The organism is Streptomyces sp. CBMA123 (genome assembly GCF_014596465.1).
Classification (GTDB): Bacteria; Actinomycetota; Actinomycetes; order Streptomycetales; family Streptomycetaceae; genus Kitasatospora.
In genome coordinates, this window is the sequence record NZ_MECK01000074.1 from 1 (window position 1) to 19,727 (window position 19,727).

Below are 19,727 nucleotides of genomic sequence, written 5' to 3' on the forward strand. Positions count from 1 at the left end.
ACCGCGAGGCCGAGGCCGAGGGCGGTCGGCGACATGCCGACGACCCGGGTGAAGTAGAGCGCGGAGCAGGTGTAGTAGGCGCCGTCGCCCACCGCGCTCGCCAACTGGGCTGCGGCGAGGGTGCGCTGGGGGCCGGCGGGGGGCAGCAGGGCGAGCCGGGCGGCGCTCTGGTTCGGCACTTCTCTCCTGTCGGACGGGCGGCGCGCGGGGTGGGCGTTCGCAACCGCTCGGGGCGGGCCTTCGCCACCGCTCGGGCGGTCCACGGTGGGTCAGCGCCCAGCCTAGGGAAGAAGTGGACCGTCCGACAGATCCATTGATCTTGTATTTCCCTGGGCCACTTCCGGGCCGCGCCGCACCAGCCGCCGCCCGCCCGCCACCCCGCCCGCCGCACCGCCGGGCGAGCCCTGAACTCCCGTACGACGGCGCCCCGTTGACCCACCGCCGAGATCCCCCGCGGCCCCGCTCCGCCGCCGGCCGCCCGGCCGAAGCGCCGTCCGTACCCGCTCCGACTCCCCCACCGGAAGCGGACCGGACGCCTCCACCACCCGGCCGGAGGGCCAAGATTGACCGTGTTGACCCGTCAGTAGCGCCCTCCTTATGCTCGACGGCGTTCGTGATCCGGCACCGGAGCCGGGGCCGTCCGTGCCCGCCCGATCCGGCGCCGTCTCCGGTTCGAAGGGTTTCCTCCCATCAGCACCTCCATCGCGCCCTCGGACTCCTCCGGCTCCCCGGACGAGGCAGCCGGACCCGCCGGCGAGGACACCGGCCGCCGCCGCTTCCTCACCTACCTGCTGGCCGCCCCCACCCTCACCGTCGCCGCCCGGCTCGGCCTCGACGCCGCCGCGCCCGCCACCGCCCGGGCCGCCGTGCGCACCGCCGAAGCCGCCGCGACCGGCCGGAACGCCTCCGCGCCCCCGCAGTTGCTCGGCCTGCCGGGCATCCCCGACGTGCTCGACCTCGGCGACGCGATGATCCTCGCCGGGCTGCCGACCTCCCACCTGCTGGTGCTCGAAATCACCCCCGCCGGGCGTGCCGCGCTGTACCTCCCCCGGCTGGAGGTCGGCCAGGGCCTGACCACCGCGATCGCCCTGCTGGTCGCCGACGAGCTCGACGCCAGGCTCACCGACGTGGACGTGCCGCTCTCCGAGGGCCGCCCCGAACTGCTCTTCAACCAGCTCACCGGCGGCTCCAACTCGGTGCGCTCGCTGTACGACCCGGTACGCGCCGCGGCCGCCGCCGCCCGCGCCCGGCTGGTCACCGCCGCGGCCCACCGCTGGAACGTTCCCGCGGGCGGCCTGCGCACCGCCGACTCCGCCGTACTCGCCCCCGACGGCCGCCGCCTCGGCTTCGGCGAACTCGCCGCCGACGCCGCCGCCGTGATCCTGCCCGCCGTGCCCGCCACCCCCAAGCCGGCCGACCAGCGCCGCCTGGTCGGCAAGCCCACCGGCCGCATCGACGCCCGCGACATCGTCACCGGACGCGCCAAGTACGCCGGGGACCTCCGGATCCCGGGCGCCGTGCCCACCGTCGTCGCCCGCCCGACCACCGTCAACGGCACCCTCAAGTCGCTGGACGCCTCCGTCGCCCGCGCCATGCCCGGCGTGCTCGCCGTGGTGCAGATCCCCAGCGGCGTCGCCGTCCTCGCCGAGACCTTCGACCAGGCCCTCAAGGCCCGCGACGCGCTGCGCACCACCTGGAACCCCGGCCCGGTCGCCGACCTCTCCACCGCCGACGTCCAGGCCCGGTTGCGCGCCGCCCACGCGCCGTTCCTGCTGCCGCCGCTGCTCACCCCGTACCTGGACGGCGAGTTCGACTTCGCCTTCGTCAACCACGCCCCGATGGAGGTGCTGACGGCCGTCGCCGACGTCCGGCCCGGCCGCGCCGAGCTGTGGTTCGCCGCGCAGAGCCCGATCATCGCCCAGCAGACCATCGCCGCCGAACTCGGCCTGCCGCAGAGCGCCGTCACCGTCCACGTCGTCCGCGGCGGCGGCTCCTTCGGGCGCCGGCTGTTCTTCGACGCCGCCCTGGAGGCGGCCCAGATCTCCAAGGCCGCCGGGCGCCCCGTCACGCTGATGTGGACCCGCAACGACGACATGCGCCACGGCCGGATGCGCCCCGCCAGCCACCACCGGATCCGCGCCACCTACGGCCTCGGCCAGGTCCTCAGCTGGGAACACCGCGCCGCCACCGTCCGCACCGACCTCTCGCACGGCCTCGGCGAAGCCCTCACCGGCGCCGGGTTCAACCTCTCCGTCGCCGGGATCAGCCTCGCCCAGGCCTTCTTCCTGCTCACCGAGAAGAACCCGTACGACGTCGGCATCCCCACCCAGCTGCTCGCCGAGGTGCCGCTGCAGATGCACACCGGCAGCTGGCGCTCCGTCTACTCGGGCATGGTCCGGGTCGCCGACGAGATCATGATGGACGAACTCGCCCGCCGGATGGGCCAGGACGAGGTCGCCTTCCGCCGGGCCCGGGTGCGCGACGCCGCCGGGCGGACACTGCTCGACACCGTCGCCGAGGCCGGCGCCTGGGGCCGCCCGATGCCCGCCGGCCAGGCCCAGGGCGTCGGCTACCACGACGAGAACGGCGGCCGGGTCGCCTACCTGGTCGAACTCGACGCCACCGACCGCGCCAACCCCAGGGTCACCAAGGCCGTCATCGCCGCCGACGTCGGTCAGGTCATCAACCCCCGCGGCCTGGAAGCCCAGTTGACCGGCGCCCTGATCGACGGCATCTCGGTCATCCTGCAGGCCGGCAACCACCTGGACAACGGCGCCTTCCGGGAGGGGAGTTACGCCGACTTCCGCTACGCCCGGCAGCACAACACCCCGCCGACGGTCGAGATCCACCTCATGCCGCCCAGCGGATCCCCCGGTGGTGCGGGCGAGTTGGGCGTCCCCGCCGCCTCCGCCGCCGTCGCCAACGCCTACGCCCGCGCCACCGGGACCAGCCCGCGCTCCTTCCCGATCAACTTCTGAGGACATCGACTCCCCATGCCCACCCACACCTTCGTCCTCAACGGGCAGCCCGTCAGCGTCGACGCCCCGGACGACATGCCGCTGCTCTGGGTGCTCCGCGACAAGCTCGGCGTCACCGGCCCCAAGTACGGCTGCGGGGTGGGCGTCTGCCGGGCCTGCACCAGCCACCTCGACGGCCAGGAGTTCCAGCCCTGCACCCGCTCCGTCAAGGACTGCGAGGGCCACACCGTCACCACCATCGAGGGCCTCGCCGACGGCGACACCCTGCACCCGGTACAGGAGGCCTGGATCGACTGCGACGTCGCCCAGTGCGGCTTCTGCCAGCCCGGCCAGATCATGACGGCCGTCGCCCTGCTGCGCCGCACCCCCGCCCCGACGGACGCCGACATCGACCAGATCCAGAACATCTGCCGCTGCGGCAGCTACCCGCGCATCCGCGAGGCGATCAAGCGCGCGGCGGCGGCCCGCCCGGCGCGCTGACGCGGCTGTGCCCCGCCCGGCGAACGGGCGGGGCACAGCGCGGAGTCAGTCGGCCGTCAGCACGGCGGGATGGTCGGCACGTGGAAGTTCCAGTTGCCGTCCGTGTAGGCCCCGTAGACGTAGGCCACCGAGGTGCCCGACGACGGCCAGTAGCCGTAGCCGGCGGAGTAGACCTGGACCACCCGGTACCAGACGTCGCCCTGGTTGTTGATGTTCTCGCCGGTGGTCCAGCACACCATGTTGACCGCGTCGCCGGACCACGAGTACGAGCCCAGGTCGCCGGCGACCTTGCCGGACCAGGAGTACGGCGCCGAGTAGACGCCCACGCCGTGACCGGTCGGGTGGTTGTTGAGGTAGTACCAGCCGACGGCGTTCGCATCGCCCGCCGAGAGGCCGATCCCGGCGCCCGCCAGCGCCAGCGTGGCCACCGCGATGCCGCCGCGGCGCCCGATCTTCCTGAGGATGCCCTTAACCATGCCGATTCTCCTGTCCGGTCGAACCGCTCCGTCGCCGTCCCGAGGTCCTCGACGGCGGAGACAGCAGATCCGATCGCCGCAGGTGTTCGGTAGCCACTGACAGGAACTGACAACAGCTGACACGCCGGCCGAACACGCCTTCCACCGACCGGAGTCGACGCGTCACCCCGTCACCGCCCACCGCCCACCGCCCACCGCGGGGATCAGCGCGGCGGCGGCCCGCCCGGCGCGCTGACGCGGCTGTGCCCCGCCCGGCGAACGGGCGGGGCAGAGCGGATCAACCGACCGTCAGCACTCCCGCAGACCGTTGTGGAAGTACCAGTTGCCGTCGGCGTACGCACCGTAGACGTAGGCCGTTCCGAAGAAGGTGCCGTTGGTGCCACCGATCTGGTACCAGACGTTGCCCTGGTTGTTGATGTCCTCGCCCCGGGTCCAGCACTCGATGTAGATGTCGTCCGAGGACCACGAGTACGAGTACACGTCGCCGGCGACCTTGCCCGAGCCGGAGTACGGCTGCGAGTAGACGCCCACGCCGTGGCCGCTGGCGTGGTACTGGAGGTAGTACCAGCCGTCGGCGGAGGCGCTGCCCGCCGAGATGCCCACCGCGCCGGCCGCCAGTGCCAGCACGGCCGCCGTGGTCGCCCCGCGCCGCCCGATCCTCTTCATGATGTTCTTGACCATGAGGGTCCTCCTGTCCGGCCGGACGCCCCGTCCGACCGCTCCGATGCCACCCCGTCGATCTCGACGGCGGAGCCAGCTGACCCGATCACCACCACTGTTCGGTACCGCCTGACAGGAACTGACAACAGCTGACACGGGCCGTCGAACACGCCTTCCACCGACCGGAGTCGACGAATCGGCCGTTCCCGCCGTCACCCGTCGCTATGATCCGTACTCGACAAGCACACAGCGACACCGAGGGATCTGACAGCTGACACCAGGGGGCGCCATGGCGGAGCACCAACAGGAGCCACCGGCCGCGCGGAAACCGCCGACCGCCGCCGAGAACTTCGCCGGCCAGCTGCGCACCCTCCGACTCGACGCCGGCCAGCCCTCGTTCCGCACCATGGCCAAGACCGTCGGCTCGATCTCCCACACCACCCTCTACGAGGCCGCCTCCGGCTCACGGCTCCCGTCCTGGCCCACCACCCGGGCCTTCGTCCGCGCCTGTGGCGGGGACGAGGAGGTGTGGCACCACCGCTGGCGCGCCGCCGTCAACGGGGAACCGCCGGCCGAACTCGTCATTCCCGCGCCGCCGGCCGCACCCCTGTCGCCGTCCTCACCCTCACCCTCACCTTCGGCGGCGGCACCGGCCCCCGCCCCGGTGCCGCCCACCGCCGTGCGGGTCGCGCCGCCCGCCACGGCCGGGCCGGCCCGCGGCCGGCTCTGGACCCACGCGCTCAGCCTGCTCCTCGGCCTGGCACTCGGCGTCCTCGGCACCCTCGGCCTGCTCACCGACCGCGCACCCGCGGCCCAGGACGCCCCCCAGCACGCAGCCCCGTCCGCCGCGCGCGACTGCCCGACGGCCGGCCCCGACGTCCCCGCACCCGGCGAGCACCCGACGCCGGCCCCCCTCGGCCCCGGAGCGCCCACGCCGGGCTGGGTCGCCCGGACGGCCTTCGGCCAACAGGCCGCCACCAGCACGGACTTCGCCCTGCCGGTACTGTCCCCGGTCGCCGGCGGGGACGCCCTGGTGGTCTCGATGCTGCTGACCGACACCTGCCCCGGCCCGGTCAGCGTCACCGACAGCCACGGCGACCCTTTCCAGCTCCTCGGCGACGTCACCGACGCGCTGCGCCACCGCGTCCTGGTGCTCGCCGCCTTCGACGCCTCCGCCCTGACCACGGCCGACTCGATCCACGCCAGCTACCCGCGCGCCGAGGACTACCACGTCGCCGTGGACGAGTTCCGGGGCGTCAGCACCCTCCGTGCCTTCTCCCCCGCCTCCGGAGACGCCGGCGGATCCGGCTTCACCACCGCCGGCAGCACCGGCTGCGAACCCGGCGACCTCCTGGTGGGCGCGGTCGGCAGCAGCGGTGGCAGCGCCCCCGAGTTCGCCACCGGCTGGACCACCCTGCCCGTCCTCCAGCTCTCCCCCGACCGCCTCACCACCGCCCACCGGATCGCCACCGGAACCGGCGCCGACGCCACCCGCTGCACCGCCACCGGCCGCACCACCGCCCAGTGGGACGCCGTCCTCGTCGTCCTCCACTGAGCACACCCCGGACGGCCACCCGGCCCCTCGTCGCCGACCTGCCCCGACGCCGCCCCGCAGGCCGGAGTTCGAAGACAGACCTCAGCGACCGCCCAGCCAGCCCGCGATGTCCTCCACCACCTCCGCCGCCACGTGCCCGGGCCGGGCGTACTCGGCCGGGGTGGCCGGGCCGGTGCCCGGGAGGAAGAGGTGGTCGACCTCCGGGTGGATCCGGACGGTCACCTCGGGCCGGTCGGCAGCGCGGCGAACGCGCGCGCTGCCTCCGACACTCGTGTCCGATCGTCCCCCATGTCCAGGAACCGTAGCAGGCAGTGGAGTTCGCTTCGCTAGCCGCCGGCGCCCGGGCCCGGGTCGCGGCCGAAGAACGCCGCCAGCCGGTCGTACGCCGGGGCGTCCGCCGGCGCGGGGACTTCGGGGCCGAAGGCCTCGCCGCGGTACTCGGGTTTGAGGGCGCCGTGGGCCCAGTCGAGCGCCGCGCGGGCCACCTCGTGGTCCAGCCCGTCGGTGGACTGGCTGGTCGCGTGCGCCAAGTCCCAGGCGTGGACGGCGAATTCGGTGGTCTGCTGGTCGACCGGGAAGCGGGCCGGGAGGGTGCCGCCACCGGGGGCCGGCACCGTGCCGGTGAGGTCCCCGGCGGCCCGCCAGGCCTCGACGAGCCGCTCGGCGCCAGCTTCGAAGGCGTGCAGCCAGTCCTCCTCCACCCGGTCGAAGGGCTGCGACCAGTCCGGCCGGCCGCCCTCGGCGCGGAGGGTGAACTGCCGCAGGTCGTGGAGGAGGTGGCTGACCAGGTCGCCGACGTCCCAGGAGCGGCAGGGGGTCGGGTGGCCGGCCAGCTCGACGCCGGTGCCGTCGATCAGCCCGGCGGTCTGGGCGAGGGCCCGGGCGAGCAGGTCGATCGGGTCGTCCACCGCGGTCATGGCACACCTCTCGGTCGGGGTCTGGGGGCGCACGGGTCGTGCCGGGCGATCGTAAGCGCGGTCACCGACGACCGCCCGGCACGACACCGCCGCCCTCGCCTCCGGAGGTCAGGCCGCGAAGCCGCCGTCCACCGCCAGTTCGGCGCCGGTGACGTACCGGCCGTCCTCGCCCGCCAGGTAGGCGACGGCGCCCGCCACCTCCGTCACCGTGCCGTACCGGCCGAGGGCGACGAAGCCGCGCTGGAAGTCGGCGGAGGAGCCGTCGGCCGGGTTCATGTCGGTGTCGATCGGGCCCGGGTGGACCAGGTTGACGGTGATCCCGCGCGGGCCGAGTTCCCTGGCCAGCGCCTTGGTCAGGCCGATCAGCGCGGCCTTGCTGGTCGCGTAGAGCGCGGCGCCGGGGAAGGACACACGCTGGGCGATGCAGCTGCCGATGCCGACGATCCGCCCGCCCTCGGCCAGGTGCTCGACCGCCGCCTGGGCGTAGAGGTACGGCGCGCGGACGTTCACCTCCAGTACCCGGTCGACCTCCTCGATCGCGGCCTCCTCGATCGGCCCGGCGGCGCCGACCCCCGCGTTGTTGACCAGGATGTCCAGCCGCCCGAACCGCTCGGCGACGGCCGCCACGGCGGCCCGCACCGCCGCCGGGTCGGCGCTGTCGGCGCGCACGGCCCAGCCGGTCCGGCCCATCGCGGTGATCTTCGCGGCCACCTCCTCGGCCCGCTCGGCCGAGCCCTGGTAGGTCAGCGCCACATCGGCGCCGTCCTCGGCCAGCCGCAGCGCGACGGCCGCCCCGATCCCCCGGCTGCCGCCGGTCACCAGGGCCACCTTGCCGTCGAGCGCCGCCGCACCGTTCATCGTCATGTCTCGGAATCTCCTCGTTCGTCGTGTGCCGAGCGCGCCCCGGCCGGTGTGCCGGCCGGTGTGCCGCTCTCGGGGTACGGGTCGATCCTGGTCCGGATTCCTTGACGTCTCCGGCGGTATTCGGACGTTGCGTTCAATCTTCAACTACAACTCCGCACACCCCGGTGGCACCACCCCCGGACGGCAGTACGACCCGACCGCCGCACGAATCCGGCCCACGAGCGCCCATCCGCGCCCACGGGCGCGCCGAACGCGCCGAGCGGCCACCCCCGCGCAGGGGTGGCCGCCGGATCACGAGGGCGTCAGACGGTCAGCGTCTGGCCCGGGAAGATCAGGTCCGGGTCGGCGCCGATGGTGCGCGCGTTCTTGCCGTACAGGCCGTCGGTGTCGACGCCGAACTTGGCGGCGATGTCGCTCAGGGTGTCACCGCTCCTGACGGTGTAGCTGCCGCCGGAGGTGTTCCGCTCCGCCGCCGGAGCCGCCGGAGCCGCCTGTACCGGCTTGGCCGACGGACGGCCCTGCGGGGCCTCCGGGGCATACGGCTTCGCCTTCGGGGCGGCGTGCTGGGCGGCCTTCGGGGCCGCCTTCGCGGAGCGCTGGGCCGGCTTGGCCGACGGGGTGCCCGAGTCCGAGCCCGCGGTGGTGTCGACGGCGGCCGGGGCGCCGCCCTTGCTCAGGCCCGCCTTCTTGGAGCAGACGGGCCAGGCGCCTGGCCCCTGCGAGGCGAGCACCTTCTCGGCGACGGCGATCTGCTGCGCCCTGGTCGCCTGGTTGGCCTGGGGGGCGTACGCGGTTCCGCCGTACGCGGCCCAGGTGGAGGGGGTGAACTGCAGTCCGCCGTGGAAGCCGTTGCCGGTGCTGATGCTCCAGTTCCCGCCGCTCTCGCACTGGGCGACGGTGTCCCAGGCCGAGGTGGGTGCGGCGGAGGCCGAGGTGGCCGTGACGAGGCCGGCCACCGGCAGGGCCGCGACGGCGGCGCCCGCTATGACCGCCATCCGCAGGCGGTTGCGCTTCACGGTGGCGGTGGTGTCGGTGGCAGCGGCGGTCTCGTGACGGGAAGTCATGAATGTCCTCTCGACAAGCCCCGGGCGGGCAGGCGGAACCAGGCCCGGGACACGGGCCGGTCGGTCGCGCTCACCTCACTCGTCGGGCGGCCGGACACGTGTCGGACGTGCCGTGCCGCCCCGGTCACCTCCACTCGCCGACGGCCTGTTCGAGCCGGTCTCGTCGGCGGGCACCGCCCTCGCGCCGGGGGTCAGTCGGCGGGCCGTGCGTCGGGGTGAACCCGGGTGGCGCTCGTTGCGCCGCCAAGAAAGCTAGGGGCATGTGCGGGCCTCAGCAAGCAATTCTTGGTCTTCGCAGGTCAGTTGACTGTTACCGGCGGTATCGATCAAGAAAAGGTGCCCGGTTCGACCGGGTTTGACCGCATTTTGAAGATCTAACGATCAATTTCCGTGCCCGCGCTCACATCTGTCCATTCGTGAGGTCCCGCACACCATCGACGGTCCGTCAGCACTCGCTGACGCGACGTCACCACGACATCCGGAGTTCCCGCTTCGGCGAAGCGGTTGAGTGGCATCCATCACCGACGACACCCTCCGCGATCGCGCGAACGCGCTCAGCTACGACCGTCGAGCTCCGCGTCCCGCGCCAACAGCGCCGCCTGGACCCGGTTCTCGCAGCCCAGCTTGGCCAGGATCCGGCTGACGTACGTCTTCACCGTCGCCTCGCTCATGTGGATCCGGGCCCCCGCGTCCGCGTTGGACAGCCCCTCCCCGAGCAGCGCCAGCACCTCCAGCTCGCGCCCGGTGAGCACCTCCAGCCGGCGCCGCGCCTGCGCACCGCGGGCGGCCGCCGAGCCGCTGCGTCCGGAGGCCAGCGAGTCGACGATGTGCCGGGTGGCCGCCGGGGAGAGGAAGGCGTTCCCGCCGGCCGCCGCCCGGACGGCCTGGATCAGCTCGTTCGGCGCGGTGTCCTTGAGCAGGAACCCGGCGCCGCCCTCGGTCACGGCGCGCAGGACGTTCTCGCGCTCCCCGAAGGTGGTGAGGATGATCGCCCGCGCGCCGGGTGCGACCCTGCCGAGCTCCCCGAGCGCCGTCAGTCCGTCCATCACCGGCATCTGGATGTCCAGCAGGACGACGTCCACCCGGTGCGCCCGGGCCAGTTCCAGCGCCTCCCGGCCGTCGGCGGCCTCCGCGACCACCTCGATGTCCTCGGCCGACCCCAGGATCATCCTGATCCCGGCCCGGATGAGCGGCTCGTCGTCGGCGACGAGGACTCGGATCACGCTGGTCATTCCCCTCGAACAGTGAAGCGGCTGGGGCACCATCCTCACATCCCCGCCGCCGCCGTCTCCCGCCCGGGCCCGGCGGGCGGCGTCAGCCCTTCTTGACGTACTCCACCTTCTCCACCAGCACCCCGCCCTTGAAGCAGAACCGCGCCACGTGGTCGTCCGACCAGGAGTCGTCCGCCCCGGCCTTCGCCAGCGAGTACCAGCGGCAGTGCGAGCCCTCCGGCTTGGGCGGGCCCGCGTCCTCGAAGTCGGACGTGAAGAAGTCGTTGCCGGGCGGCAGCTGCCGCATCACCTCGGGCTTCGACTCGCCCACCCGGATCTGCTCGTAGAGCGACTGCGACACCGTCGAGTCGCTGGCACCCCGGACGAAGGCCACCACACCCCAGGCCACCAGGCTCGCCACGATCAGCGTGACCGCGCCCACCCCGGCCGCGCAGCCGAGCGCCGGGCGGCGCCGGCCGTCGTCCGTGCCGTCGACCGGCGGCAGGCCGGACATCCAGTCCTCCGCCGTCAGGGCGGCGGCGCCCTCGGCCTCCGCCCCCTCGTACGGGAGGACGGCCGCCAGCCGGAAGCCCTGCTCGGGGGTCGGTCCGGCGTGCACCATGCCGCCGACCAGCCGGGCGCGCTCCCGCAGGCCGGTGAGCCCCTGCCCGCCGCTCACCACCGCCCCCGCGCCGGCGCGTGCGCCGACCAGCTCCGGCGCGCCCGGGTTGGTGACCTCCACCACCAGGGCGTCCGGCTCGTACCGGAGCGCGACCGCGATCGGCGCACCGGGGGCGTGCTTGTGCGCGTTGGTGAGCGCCTCCTGCACGATCCGGTACGCCGCGTGGTCGACGGCCGCCGCCAGCGGCCGCCGCTCGCCCTCGGTACGGAACGCCACCTCCGCACCCGCCGCACGGGAGGACTCCACCAGCCCCTCGACCCCGTCCACCCCGCCCCGGAGGGACGCCGGGCCCGGGGCACCGGCCGTCGGAGGCAGCGCCGTCGACTCGTCGTGCAGCACCCCGACCACCTCGCGCAGCTCGCGCATCGCGGCCACCGCCGCCTGCCGCAGCACCCCGACCGCCTCCCGCTGCCGGTCGCTGAGGGTGCGGTCCACCTCCAACGCGCCCGAGTGCACGGAGATCAGTGCGAGCTGGTGGCCCAGGCTGTCGTGCATGTCCTGGGCGATCCGGTGCCGCTCGCGCAGCCGGGCCTGGTGCACCACCATCGCCCGCTCGCGCACCAGCTGGTCGTTGCGCTCGCGCAGCGCGTCCATCAGGGCCCGGCGCTGCGCCCGGTACCGGCTGTAGAGCGCGGGCAGCACCGCGAAGACCAGGAAGACGCCGAGCGAAACGCCGATGATCAGCTTCGACGCGCCGGATGCGCCGTCCTTGAGCATCCCGAACATGGAGAACATCAGATAGCTCAGCACGAAGGCGCCGACCAGCCGCCACACCCGGCTGATCCGCGCCCCGGCCGCCCAGCCCGCGCACACCAGCAGCAGTATCGGCCCCACCGACCAGCCCGCGATCGCCCCGGTCAGCACCAGCACGGTGGCCGGGAACCCGCGCCGCAGCACCCACAGCACGGCGACGGCGAGGCCGAAGAGCCACGCCAGACCGGTGCCGGCGACCACCTCCAGCAGCCCGGCGACCACGCCCAACAACAGGGCCGCCACCGCCTCGCCCACCACCCGCCGGGGCCGCCACGGCCCCGGGAGCGCCGTCTGTACAGCCTTCGACCAGGCCCGTGCGATTGCTTCCACCCATCGAGGCTAACCGGGTGGCCGCCCCGGCCGCGGTCACCCTTCGTCGCCGCCGGGCCCGACGAAAGTAGCCGTTCCGGAGCCGGGGCCCGGGCCGCCCTCCGTGCCGCCGTCCGGGCCGAAGGCCGTGAGCAGCAGCGCCACGTCGTCCACCCGCCCGGTCGAGCCGACCTCGCGGATCAACCGCTCGGCCAGCTCCTCCAGCTCCTCCCCCACCCGCCCGTGCGCCAGCGCCGCCCGCAGCCGGTCCACCCCCTGGTCGATCGGCAGCGCCGGATCCTCCACCAGCCCGTCGGTGTAGAGGGCGAGCACCGAGCCGGGCCGCAACCGCAGCTCGCTGACCGGGTACGCGGCGCCGTCGTCCACGCCGAGCAGCGGCCCGCCCGGGACGTACAGCGCCTCGGCCCGCCCGTCCGGGTGGCGCAGCACCGGCGGCAGGTGCCCGGCCCGGCCGATCCGCACCGTGCCGTCGGCGGGGGTGAGCCGGACCAGGCAGCAGCTGGCCAGCAGCCCGAGGTCGAGGTCCAGCAGCTGCCGGTTGGTGCGGGCGAGCACCTGGTCCGGCGGCTCGCCGCCGCTGGCGAAGGCCCGCACGGCGCTGCGCAGCTGGCCCATCGCGGCGGCGGCGCCGACGCTGTGGCCCTCGACGTCGCCGATCACCAGGGTGAGGTCGGCACCGGTGACGATCGCGTCGTACCAGTCGCCGCCGATCTCCATCCCCTGGGTGCCGGGCAGGTAGCGGGCGGCGGTCCGGATGCCGGGCACCTGCGGCAGCCGGTGCGGCAGCAGGCCCTGCTGCAGGCCGCGGGCCAGGGCGAACTCGGCGTCGTAGAGCCGGGCGCGCTCCAACGCCTGGGCGATGAAGCCGCCGAGGCCGGTGAGCAGCCCGCGCTCCTCGACGGTGAAGGGGTGCACGCGGTCGAAGCCGAGGATGCAGCTGCCGACCGGCCGGCCGGAGGCGATCAGCGGCAGGAAGGCCCAGGCGCCCATCTCGTCCAGGGCGAGGCCCGGGTAGGCGGCGGCGAGTTCGCGCACGGACTCGAAGAAGATCGGGGTTCCGGTGCTGAGCGCCTCCGCGCCGGGGACGCGGGCGTCGAGCGGGGTGCCCTCGAAGCCGTCCAGGAAGCCGTCGGGGTAGCCGCTCTGCGAGACCAGGTGCAGCCGCTGCTCGCGCACCCCGTAGATGGCGAGTTCCTGGCCGCCGAAGGCCGGCAGGATCTCCTCGGCCACCGCCCGGCACACGTCGCGCACGGTGACGGCCTCGGTGAGCGCGCTGGCCAGCTGGAGCAGGTGGTAGGTGCCGCCGACGCCGCCCGCGCCGGTGCCGGCCGCGGCCGGGGACAGCAGGGCGGTGGGCGGCTCGGCCGCGCCCGGCGGGGCCTCGGCGGCGATCACCCGGGCGGTGACGCCGTGCGCGTCGGGGAAGAGCGAGAAGGCGAGCCAGCCGTTCGGCGGGCGGGCGGCCAGGAACGCGGTGGGCTGCTGGGAGAGCACGGCGGCGCGGTAGCGGTTCTCGTAGAAGGGGTCGGCGAGCCAGGGCAGCGCCTCCCAGGGGTGGCGGCCGACGAGGTCCGCCGCGCTCGCCCGCAGCAGCGGCTCGGCGGCCCGGTTGACGTAGCTGATCAGGCCGTCCGGGTCGAGCGCGAGGACGCCCTCGTGCAGCCGCTCGACGGCGGCCGCGGCGGCGGTCAGGGCGCGGACGTCCAGGACGGCGCCGACCAGACGGGTCCGGTCGTCGGAGATCGCGCCGGGCACCCGGGCCCACAGCTCCACCGGGTGCGGGCGGCCGGCCGGCCCGAGCACCCGCACCCGGGCGGCCAGCACCTCGCCGCGCTCCAGGGCGGTCCGGGCGGCGGCCCGGAACCCGGGCACGTCGCCGGGGGCGATCCGCCCGGTCAGGCAGCCCACCGTGCCGTCGAACTCGCCGGGCGCGAAGCCGAAGATCTCCAAGAACTGGACGTCCGCGGCGAGCGCCCCGGTGGCCACGTCCCAGTCGAACAGCCCGACCCGGGTGCTCGGCGCGGACGGCGGCGGAAGCTCCACCACGGCGGCGTCCTCGACCGGCTCCACCGGCTGCCCGGAGGCCGCCAACTCGGCCAGCCCGGCGCCGAGTCGGGAGGCGACGGCGGTCAGCTGCCCGCCCTCCCGGGCCGGCCCGCCCTCGTCCGCGGCCGGCCACAGCACGCTGAGCACCCCGAACCGCTCCCCGCCGTGCCCCACCGGCACGCAGGCGGAGACGAACTCGTACGGCAGGCCGACCGCGAGCTGGGGGAAGCGCCGCATGGTGTCCTCGGAGTCCGACAGCGCGACGCTCCGGCCGGTCCGGAAGCAGACCGCGACCGGCAGCGGCCCGGCCGCCGCGATGCGCCGGAACGGGCCCATGATCGACAACGGCACCCCCGCCAGGGTGCGCAGCACCAGCGACCGCCCGTCCCGCGACCGCAGGTACACCATCGCCGCGTACGCCCCGGTCGATCCCAGCACCCGCCGAACGGCCTCCGCCAACAGCTCGTCCCGCCGGTGATCCGCCTCCGGGGGCGCCACCTCGTCCGGGCCCGTCCCACGGACCGGCTCGCCGGCCCCGCCGGTCACCTGCGGATGGCGCATGCTCCCTTGCTACGTCCGCCCCGGAGCCGTGTCAAGGCGAACCCCCACCACCCCGGGCGCCCCATCGACCCCACCCGCACCGGCCCGGACGCCGGATCCGTCCACGGCCCCGCTCCGCCGGGAGGGTGACGGGCTACGGCAGATCGGTGAGGTCGACCTCAACCGGGTACGGCACCACGGCCTTGACCAGCCCGGTGAACACCTCGCCAGCCCGGTACGACCTGCTCGCTTCATCCAACAGGTACGTGTGCACGACCGGCACCCGGCCCGCCGCCTGCTCCACCCGCCAGTAGTAGGGGATGCCCGCCGTGGCGTACTGGTCCAGCTTGACCACTCGATCGGTGGTCTCCGAGCCCGGTGAGACAACCTCGACCAGCAACAGCACGTGCTCCGGTCTGGTCAACGGCTCGTCGAAGGTGTCAGCGCGGTAGACCACCACGTCGGGCCGACGGTTGTTGAGCGGCACGTCCGGCAGCCGCACGTCGAAGCCGGTGTCCGCGATCCACTCCTCACCGCCCGCCCCATCAAGGGCATTCGCCAAAAGACGCCCGAGCCGGTTGTGGCGCTTCGATGCGCCCGGACTCACAACGACCATCCCGTCGACGATCTCGATGCCCGCGCACTGTTCCTCCGTCCAGGAGTCGTACTCCTCACTGGTGATCTGCCGGTGCATCCACTCGGGTGCGATCACCTCGGCCGTCACGGCGTACCTCCCCGGTCTCATGAGGGGCCTGTGCTGTGCGCCACAGCCTGGTGCAACGCGGTGACAACTTCGGATGGTTCGGGGGCTGTTCGATATCCTCGCGGCGGGTGGCGGCGTCGTGGCCGCCGGGGGTGGAGGCGAGGGCCGTATGAAGTCGTCCGAGGGGCCGGCACAGGAGGCTTCCTGGCAGTGGGACGGGGAGGCGGACGGCGCGGCCGAGACGCCCGGCGACGTGATCGGCGGGGGCGGGGGCGGTCCCCGGCTGAGCCGGCGCGGGTTGCTGGTCGGGGCCGGGGTGCTGGCCGTGGGCGGCGCGGCGTGGGCGGTCACCGGCGCGCAGGGCGACGGGCCGGCACCGCAGCCTCAGCCGACCGCCCTCGCGGGGCCGACGCCGCTGTGGACGTACCGGGGACCGGAGGCGACGACCCCGGAACGGCTGCTCGTGCCGCCGGACCGGCCGGTCTTCCTGTCCAGGGCCGGCCTGCGGGCCCTCGACCCGGGCGACGGCGGCCCGAAGCGGCTGCTGAGCTTCGACCCGCCGCCGCCCAAGGACTGGCCGAGCGACCTCGAACGCCCCGCCGGAAACGTCGTGGTCTCGCGCGACTACCTCTACACCGCCACCTCCCGGGGCCACCTGGACGCCCACCACCTCACCGACCCCACCGCCGGTTGGAGCCTGCCGCTGCCCGACGATCTCCCGGGCGAGCTTCAGCTCACCGCCATGGCCGCCGGCGTCCTCTACGGCTGCGTCCTGGGCTGGCCCCGGGCGAACGGCACCGTGCCGAGCAGCCGGCTCTTCGCCGTGGGGCTGGAGGAACGGTCCCTGCTGTGGTCGCTCGCGATCGACCGTCAGGAGCGGCCGCTCGCCCGCGCCTCCGGGTACGGCGACCACCCGCTGGCCTGCGGCCGGTCCCTGGACACCGGCACCGAGCTGGTGGTCCGGGACGCGGCCACCGGCCGTGAGCTGTGGACCGCCCCGGCCGGCGGGGACCTGAGCTGGTGCACCGCCGTCGGGCAGGAGTTCCTCGTCCCGGACGGCAGCGGCGGTGTGCGCCTGCTGGGCGCCGACGGAAAGCCACGGTGGACCCACTCCCCCGCCCGGGGCGAGTCCTGGCGGGCGCTGGCGCCCGTCCCGGACGCCGTCCGGGTGTTCGTCCCGCGTGACGACGGCGTCGTCACCTGCCTCGACACGTCCGAGGGCCGGGTGCTCTGGTCCAGCAAGCTGCCGTTCCTGCTGGACCGCCGCAGCCGTCCGCTGCTCGACGGCGGCACGCTGTACGTCCCGGGGCCGGCGGCGGGCGGGGTCAGCGCGATCTACACCGCGACCGGCGTGCTGGGGTGGACCTTCCGCGATTCCGGCCCCGGCCGGAACGTCTGGAACCTCGCCTCCGGCGGGGGCCGGCTCTACGCGGGCCACGACGAGGTCCTGCACGCCCTCCCGCTGACCTGAACCGACCGACCCGATCCGACCGATCCGACCGGCCCCGCCCTCGGCGGCCCGACCAAGCGACAGGATGGCCCGGTGCAGGTACGCCCCATCTCCCCCGACAAGCTGGCCGAGCTGCTCGCCGACCGGATCACCGAACTGCCCGGCGCCGGCGAGCGGTGGCTGCGGATCGCCGTGGACGGCGCCGGGCCCGCCCGGCCCGAACTGCTGGCCGACGCCCTGGTGGAGCCGCTGCGGCTGCGCGGCCGCCCCACCCTGCGGGTGTCGGCGGCGGACTTCCTGCGCCCGGCGTCGATCCGGCTGGAGTACGGCCACCACGACGCGGACGCCTTCCACGACCTCTGGCTGGACGACGGCGCCCTGCTGCGCGAGGTGCTGGACCCGCTGGAGCCGGGTGGCAGCGGCCGGGTGCTGCCCTCGCTGCGCGATCCGGCCACCGACCGCTCGACCCGCGCCCCGTACGTCCGACTCCCGCCCGGCGGCGTGCTGTTGCTGGACGGCGCGCTGCTGCTCGGCCGCTGGCTGCCGCTCGAACTGACCGTCCACCTCGCGCTCTCTCCGGCCGCACTGGCCCGCCGCACCCCGGCCGACCGGCAGTGGACACTGCCCGCCTTCGCCCGCTACGAGGCGGAGACCGGGCCCGCCGAGGCCGCCGACCTCACCGTGCGGGTGGACGACCCGCGGCACCCCGCCCTGGTCGTGCGGCCGTGACGGCCGGGGCCGGTCCGCGCTGGCAGTAGGGGCACCAGAACACCGCGCGGTCCCGTGGGGCCTCGCCCTGGCGGCCGGTCAGCACGGGCGTGACGCAGCGTGGGCAGGGCCGCCCGGTGCGGCCGTAGACCCAGTGCCGGTAGCCGGGCCGGCTGTCACCGGTGGTGATGTGGCCGGGGCGCAGCTTGTTGGCGTCGAGCATCTGCCGGGCGCGTTCCACCAGCCGGTCGGGGTGCGGGACTTCGCCGACCTCGGTCCACGGGGTCACGCCGGCGACGAAGCACAGTTCGTTGGCGTAGACGTTGCCGATTCCGGCCAGGTTGCGCTGGTCGAGCAGGGCCTCGACGAGTGGCCGGGCCGGGCGGGCGGTGAGCCGGCGGACGGCCTCGACCGGGTCCCAGTCGGGGCCGAGCAGGTCCGGGCCGAGGTGGCCGACGGCCCGGCGTTCCTCGGTGGTGCGCAGCAGCTCGACGACGGGCAGCCGGTAGCCGACGGCGGTGCCGTGCTCGGTGCCGAGGACGGCACGGATCTGGAAGGCGGGGCCGCCGGTCCAGCGCTCGCCGGGGCGGTAGACCTCCCAGTGGCCGTCCATCCGCAGGTGGGTGTGCAGGGTGAGGCCGCCGTCGAGGCGGGTGAGCAGGTGCTTGCCGCGCGGGCGGACCTCCAGTACCCGGCGCCCGGCGAGGGCGGCGGTGGCGTGCGCGGGCACCCGCAGCTCGGCGCTGGTCAGCAGCTGTCCGGCGAGGGCCTCGTGCAGCCGGGCCGCCACGCGGTAGATGGAGTCACCTTCTGGCATGACTCCATTCTGGTCCGCGTGGCGGCCCGGCGCGGCGCCGCCCCCGGTGGCCGCTCCGCTACTCCTCGGCCGTCCGGCCCTCGCGCACGACGACCACCGGGCAGGGCGCGTGCTCGGTGACGTGGCGGCTGACCGAGCCGAGCAGGACGCCGGAGAAGCCGCCGAGGCCGCGGCTGCCGACGACCAGCAGCGCGGCGCCCTTGGCGGCCTGCAGCAGGGCGCCCGCCGCGTTGCCGGGCAGCACGTTGCGGGTGACCGGCACGCCCGGGTCGGCGCCGACCACCTTGGCGACGCTCTCGGAGAGCGTCTGGCCGGCCAGCACCTCCGGGTTGAAGGAGACGTCGGTGGGGGCGGCCGTCCCACCCCAGCCGTAGAAGACGGGGTACTCCCAGGCAGCGACGGCGTTGACGGTGCCGCCGACGGCCTTGGCGTAGTCGACGGCCCAGCGCAGCGCCTGCTCCGAGGCGGGCGAGCCGTCCACGCCGACGACGATCCGGGGTTTGCCACTCATGCGGTTACTCCTTCACTTGGTCCGGGGTGGTCCTGCTGGGTTCCGACCCACCGAACAGATCGAATCGGACGAGCGGTCGATGTCCGCCGGGCCGTCCGGGTGATTCGCCGCGCTGCCGCGGACCCGGCGGCCGACCTCAACTGCGGTAGGCCGACCAGGCGTCGGACATCCGCTGGGCCTGCCCGGGGGTGAACCCGCTCATGCAGGAGTCGTAGCTGTAGTCCATGAAGTTGTGGATCGGGTCCAGCCCGCCGCCGGGGCAGCTGTGCCGGCCCTCGGGGCAGCCGTAGGCGGCGCCGCGCTCGGGCGGGGTGTCGTCCACGTAGTCGCCCGGGGGCAGGCAGCCGCCCTGGAAGGTGTGGAAGAGGCCGAGCCAGTGGCCGGTCTCGTGGGTGGCGGTGTTGCCCTCGTTGTAGTGGGTGGCGGGGCCGCCGGGCAGCGAGTCGTCCAGGACCACCACGCCGTCGTCGGCCGGGTCGGAACGGTAGGCGTTGGGGAAGGTCGACCAGCCGAGCAGGGACTGCCCGAGGTGGGCGGTGTAGAGGTTGAGGGTGCCCTGGTCGCCCTTGCGCAGGGCGCTCTTCATCGCCCTCTCGGCGCCGGAACCGGGGGTCATGCCGGTGTACCAGCCCGCGTTGTCGGTCCAGTCGGTGCCGACCAGCTCGAAGTGGAACCGGGTGGGGGCGTTGCCCTCGCCCTGGCCGCCGTAGGTCGCGTTGAGGTGGTCGATCTGGGCGGTGACCACGCCCCCGTCCAGCCGGCCGGCGTCCCCGGAGTGGATCACGTGGACGTACACCGGGACGGTGGTCGGGGCGGCGGCCAGCTGGACGTGGGCGGGGCCGAGCTCGGCGAGCCGGTGGTCCAGGTCCGCCTGCATCGCCCGGGCCTCGCCGACGCTCACCGCGTTCGGGTCCCGGCCCGCCTGGCTGCCGGCCGGCTTGCGCGCGGCGGCGTCGGCGTCGGTGCCGGCGGCGTCGCAGAC

General features: G+C 74.7%; 18 protein-coding genes. 5 read left to right on the forward strand and 13 right to left on the reverse strand.

The window, feature by feature from the left end:
- Window positions 1-866 precede the first annotated feature (866 nt).
- Entirely contained in the window at window positions 867-2,978 is a 2,112-nt protein-coding gene (locus BG452_RS11385) for a xanthine dehydrogenase family protein molybdopterin-binding subunit (RefSeq protein WP_317620995.1), read from the forward strand.
- A 15-nt stretch (window positions 2,979-2,993) separates the two neighbouring features.
- Window positions 2,994-3,458 carry a (2Fe-2S)-binding protein gene (locus BG452_RS11390; protein ID WP_188304124.1) on the forward strand — a complete coding sequence of 155 codons (465 nt, stop codon included), beginning with the start codon at window positions 2,994-2,996 and terminating at the stop codon, window positions 3,456-3,458.
- Window positions 3,459-3,514: 56 nt separating this feature from the next.
- On the opposite strand, the gene BG452_RS11395 is transcribed toward BG452_RS11390, so the two are convergent.
- Window positions 3,515-3,934 (reverse strand): hypothetical protein, encoded by a 420-nt coding sequence (locus BG452_RS11395; protein ID WP_188304125.1) that lies wholly within the window; start codon window positions 3,932-3,934, stop codon window positions 3,515-3,517.
- Window positions 3,935-4,222: 288 nt separating this feature from the next.
- Window positions 4,223-4,615 (reverse strand): hypothetical protein, encoded by a 393-nt coding sequence (locus BG452_RS11400; protein ID WP_188304126.1) that lies wholly within the window; start codon window positions 4,613-4,615, stop codon window positions 4,223-4,225.
- 268 nt (window positions 4,616-4,883) lie between these two features.
- Between BG452_RS11400 and BG452_RS11405 the strand changes: the two genes are divergently transcribed.
- A complete protein-coding gene (locus tag BG452_RS11405; protein WP_188304127.1) occupies window positions 4,884-6,149 on the forward strand; it encodes a helix-turn-helix domain-containing protein in 1,266 nt (421 codons plus the stop codon).
- 81 nt (window positions 6,150-6,230) lie between these two features.
- Here BG452_RS11405 and BG452_RS11410 read toward each other — a convergent pair whose 3' ends face one another.
- From BG452_RS11410 to BG452_RS11445, 8 genes are all read right to left on the reverse strand, one after another.
- Window positions 6,231-6,371 (reverse strand): hypothetical protein, encoded by a 141-nt coding sequence (locus BG452_RS11410; RefSeq protein WP_188304128.1) that lies wholly within the window; start codon window positions 6,369-6,371, stop codon window positions 6,231-6,233.
- Window positions 6,372-6,475: 104 nt separating this feature from the next.
- Window positions 6,476-7,066, reverse strand: coding sequence for a TIGR03086 family metal-binding protein (locus BG452_RS11415; protein ID WP_188304129.1), 591 nt, complete (start codon window positions 7,064-7,066; stop codon window positions 6,476-6,478).
- A gap of 108 nt (window positions 7,067-7,174) precedes the next feature.
- Entirely contained in the window at window positions 7,175-7,930 is a 756-nt protein-coding gene (locus tag BG452_RS11420; protein ID WP_188304130.1) for an SDR family NAD(P)-dependent oxidoreductase, read from the reverse strand.
- 302 nt (window positions 7,931-8,232) lie between these two features.
- Entirely contained in the window at window positions 8,233-8,994 is a 762-nt protein-coding gene (locus tag BG452_RS47630; RefSeq protein ID WP_188304131.1) for a transglycosylase family protein, read from the reverse strand.
- Between the two features lie 554 nt (window positions 8,995-9,548).
- Window positions 9,549-10,217, reverse strand: a complete 669-nt coding sequence (locus BG452_RS11430; RefSeq protein ID WP_188304132.1) for a response regulator transcription factor — start codon at window positions 10,215-10,217, stop codon at window positions 9,549-9,551.
- Between the two features lie 91 nt (window positions 10,218-10,308).
- Entirely contained in the window at window positions 10,309-11,970 is a 1,662-nt protein-coding gene (locus BG452_RS11435; protein WP_317620996.1) for a sensor histidine kinase, read from the reverse strand.
- Between the two features lie 36 nt (window positions 11,971-12,006).
- Complete coding sequence (locus BG452_RS11440) at window positions 12,007-14,577, reverse strand: SpoIIE family protein phosphatase (RefSeq protein ID WP_188304133.1); 2,571 nt, start codon at window positions 14,575-14,577, stop codon at window positions 12,007-12,009.
- A gap of 133 nt (window positions 14,578-14,710) precedes the next feature.
- Window positions 14,711-15,280: a Uma2 family endonuclease gene (locus BG452_RS11445; protein ID WP_188304134.1), complete on the reverse strand. Its 570-nt coding sequence runs from the start codon at window positions 15,278-15,280 to the stop codon at window positions 14,711-14,713.
- A gap of 148 nt (window positions 15,281-15,428) precedes the next feature.
- Here BG452_RS11445 and BG452_RS11450 point away from each other — a divergent pair, with 148 nt between their 5' ends.
- Together BG452_RS11450 and BG452_RS11455 are read left to right on the forward strand one after the other, a co-directional pair.
- A complete protein-coding gene (locus BG452_RS11450; RefSeq protein WP_188304135.1) occupies window positions 15,429-16,730 on the forward strand; it encodes a PQQ-binding-like beta-propeller repeat protein in 1,302 nt (433 codons plus the stop codon).
- Between the two features lie 72 nt (window positions 16,731-16,802).
- The gene (locus BG452_RS11455) at window positions 16,803-17,438 is read left to right on the forward strand and encodes a uridine kinase (protein ID WP_188304136.1); all 636 of its coding nucleotides are present in this window, start codon (window positions 16,803-16,805) and stop codon (window positions 17,436-17,438) included.
- On the opposite strand, the gene BG452_RS11460 is transcribed toward BG452_RS11455, so the two are convergent.
- The 3 genes from BG452_RS11460 to BG452_RS11470 form a co-directional block, all read right to left on the reverse strand.
- Window positions 17,386-18,234, reverse strand: coding sequence for an Fpg/Nei family DNA glycosylase (locus tag BG452_RS11460; RefSeq protein ID WP_188304137.1), 849 nt, complete (start codon window positions 18,232-18,234; stop codon window positions 17,386-17,388). The two genes, BG452_RS11455 and BG452_RS11460, sit on opposite strands and share 53 nt — an antisense overlap.
- A 58-nt stretch (window positions 18,235-18,292) precedes the next feature.
- Entirely contained in the window at window positions 18,293-18,745 is a 453-nt protein-coding gene (locus BG452_RS11465) for a universal stress protein (protein WP_188304138.1), read from the reverse strand.
- A gap of 136 nt (window positions 18,746-18,881) precedes the next feature.
- Window positions 18,882-19,727 (reverse strand): zinc metalloprotease (locus tag BG452_RS11470; RefSeq protein WP_188304139.1); only part of this gene is annotated, 846 nt, incomplete at its 5' end.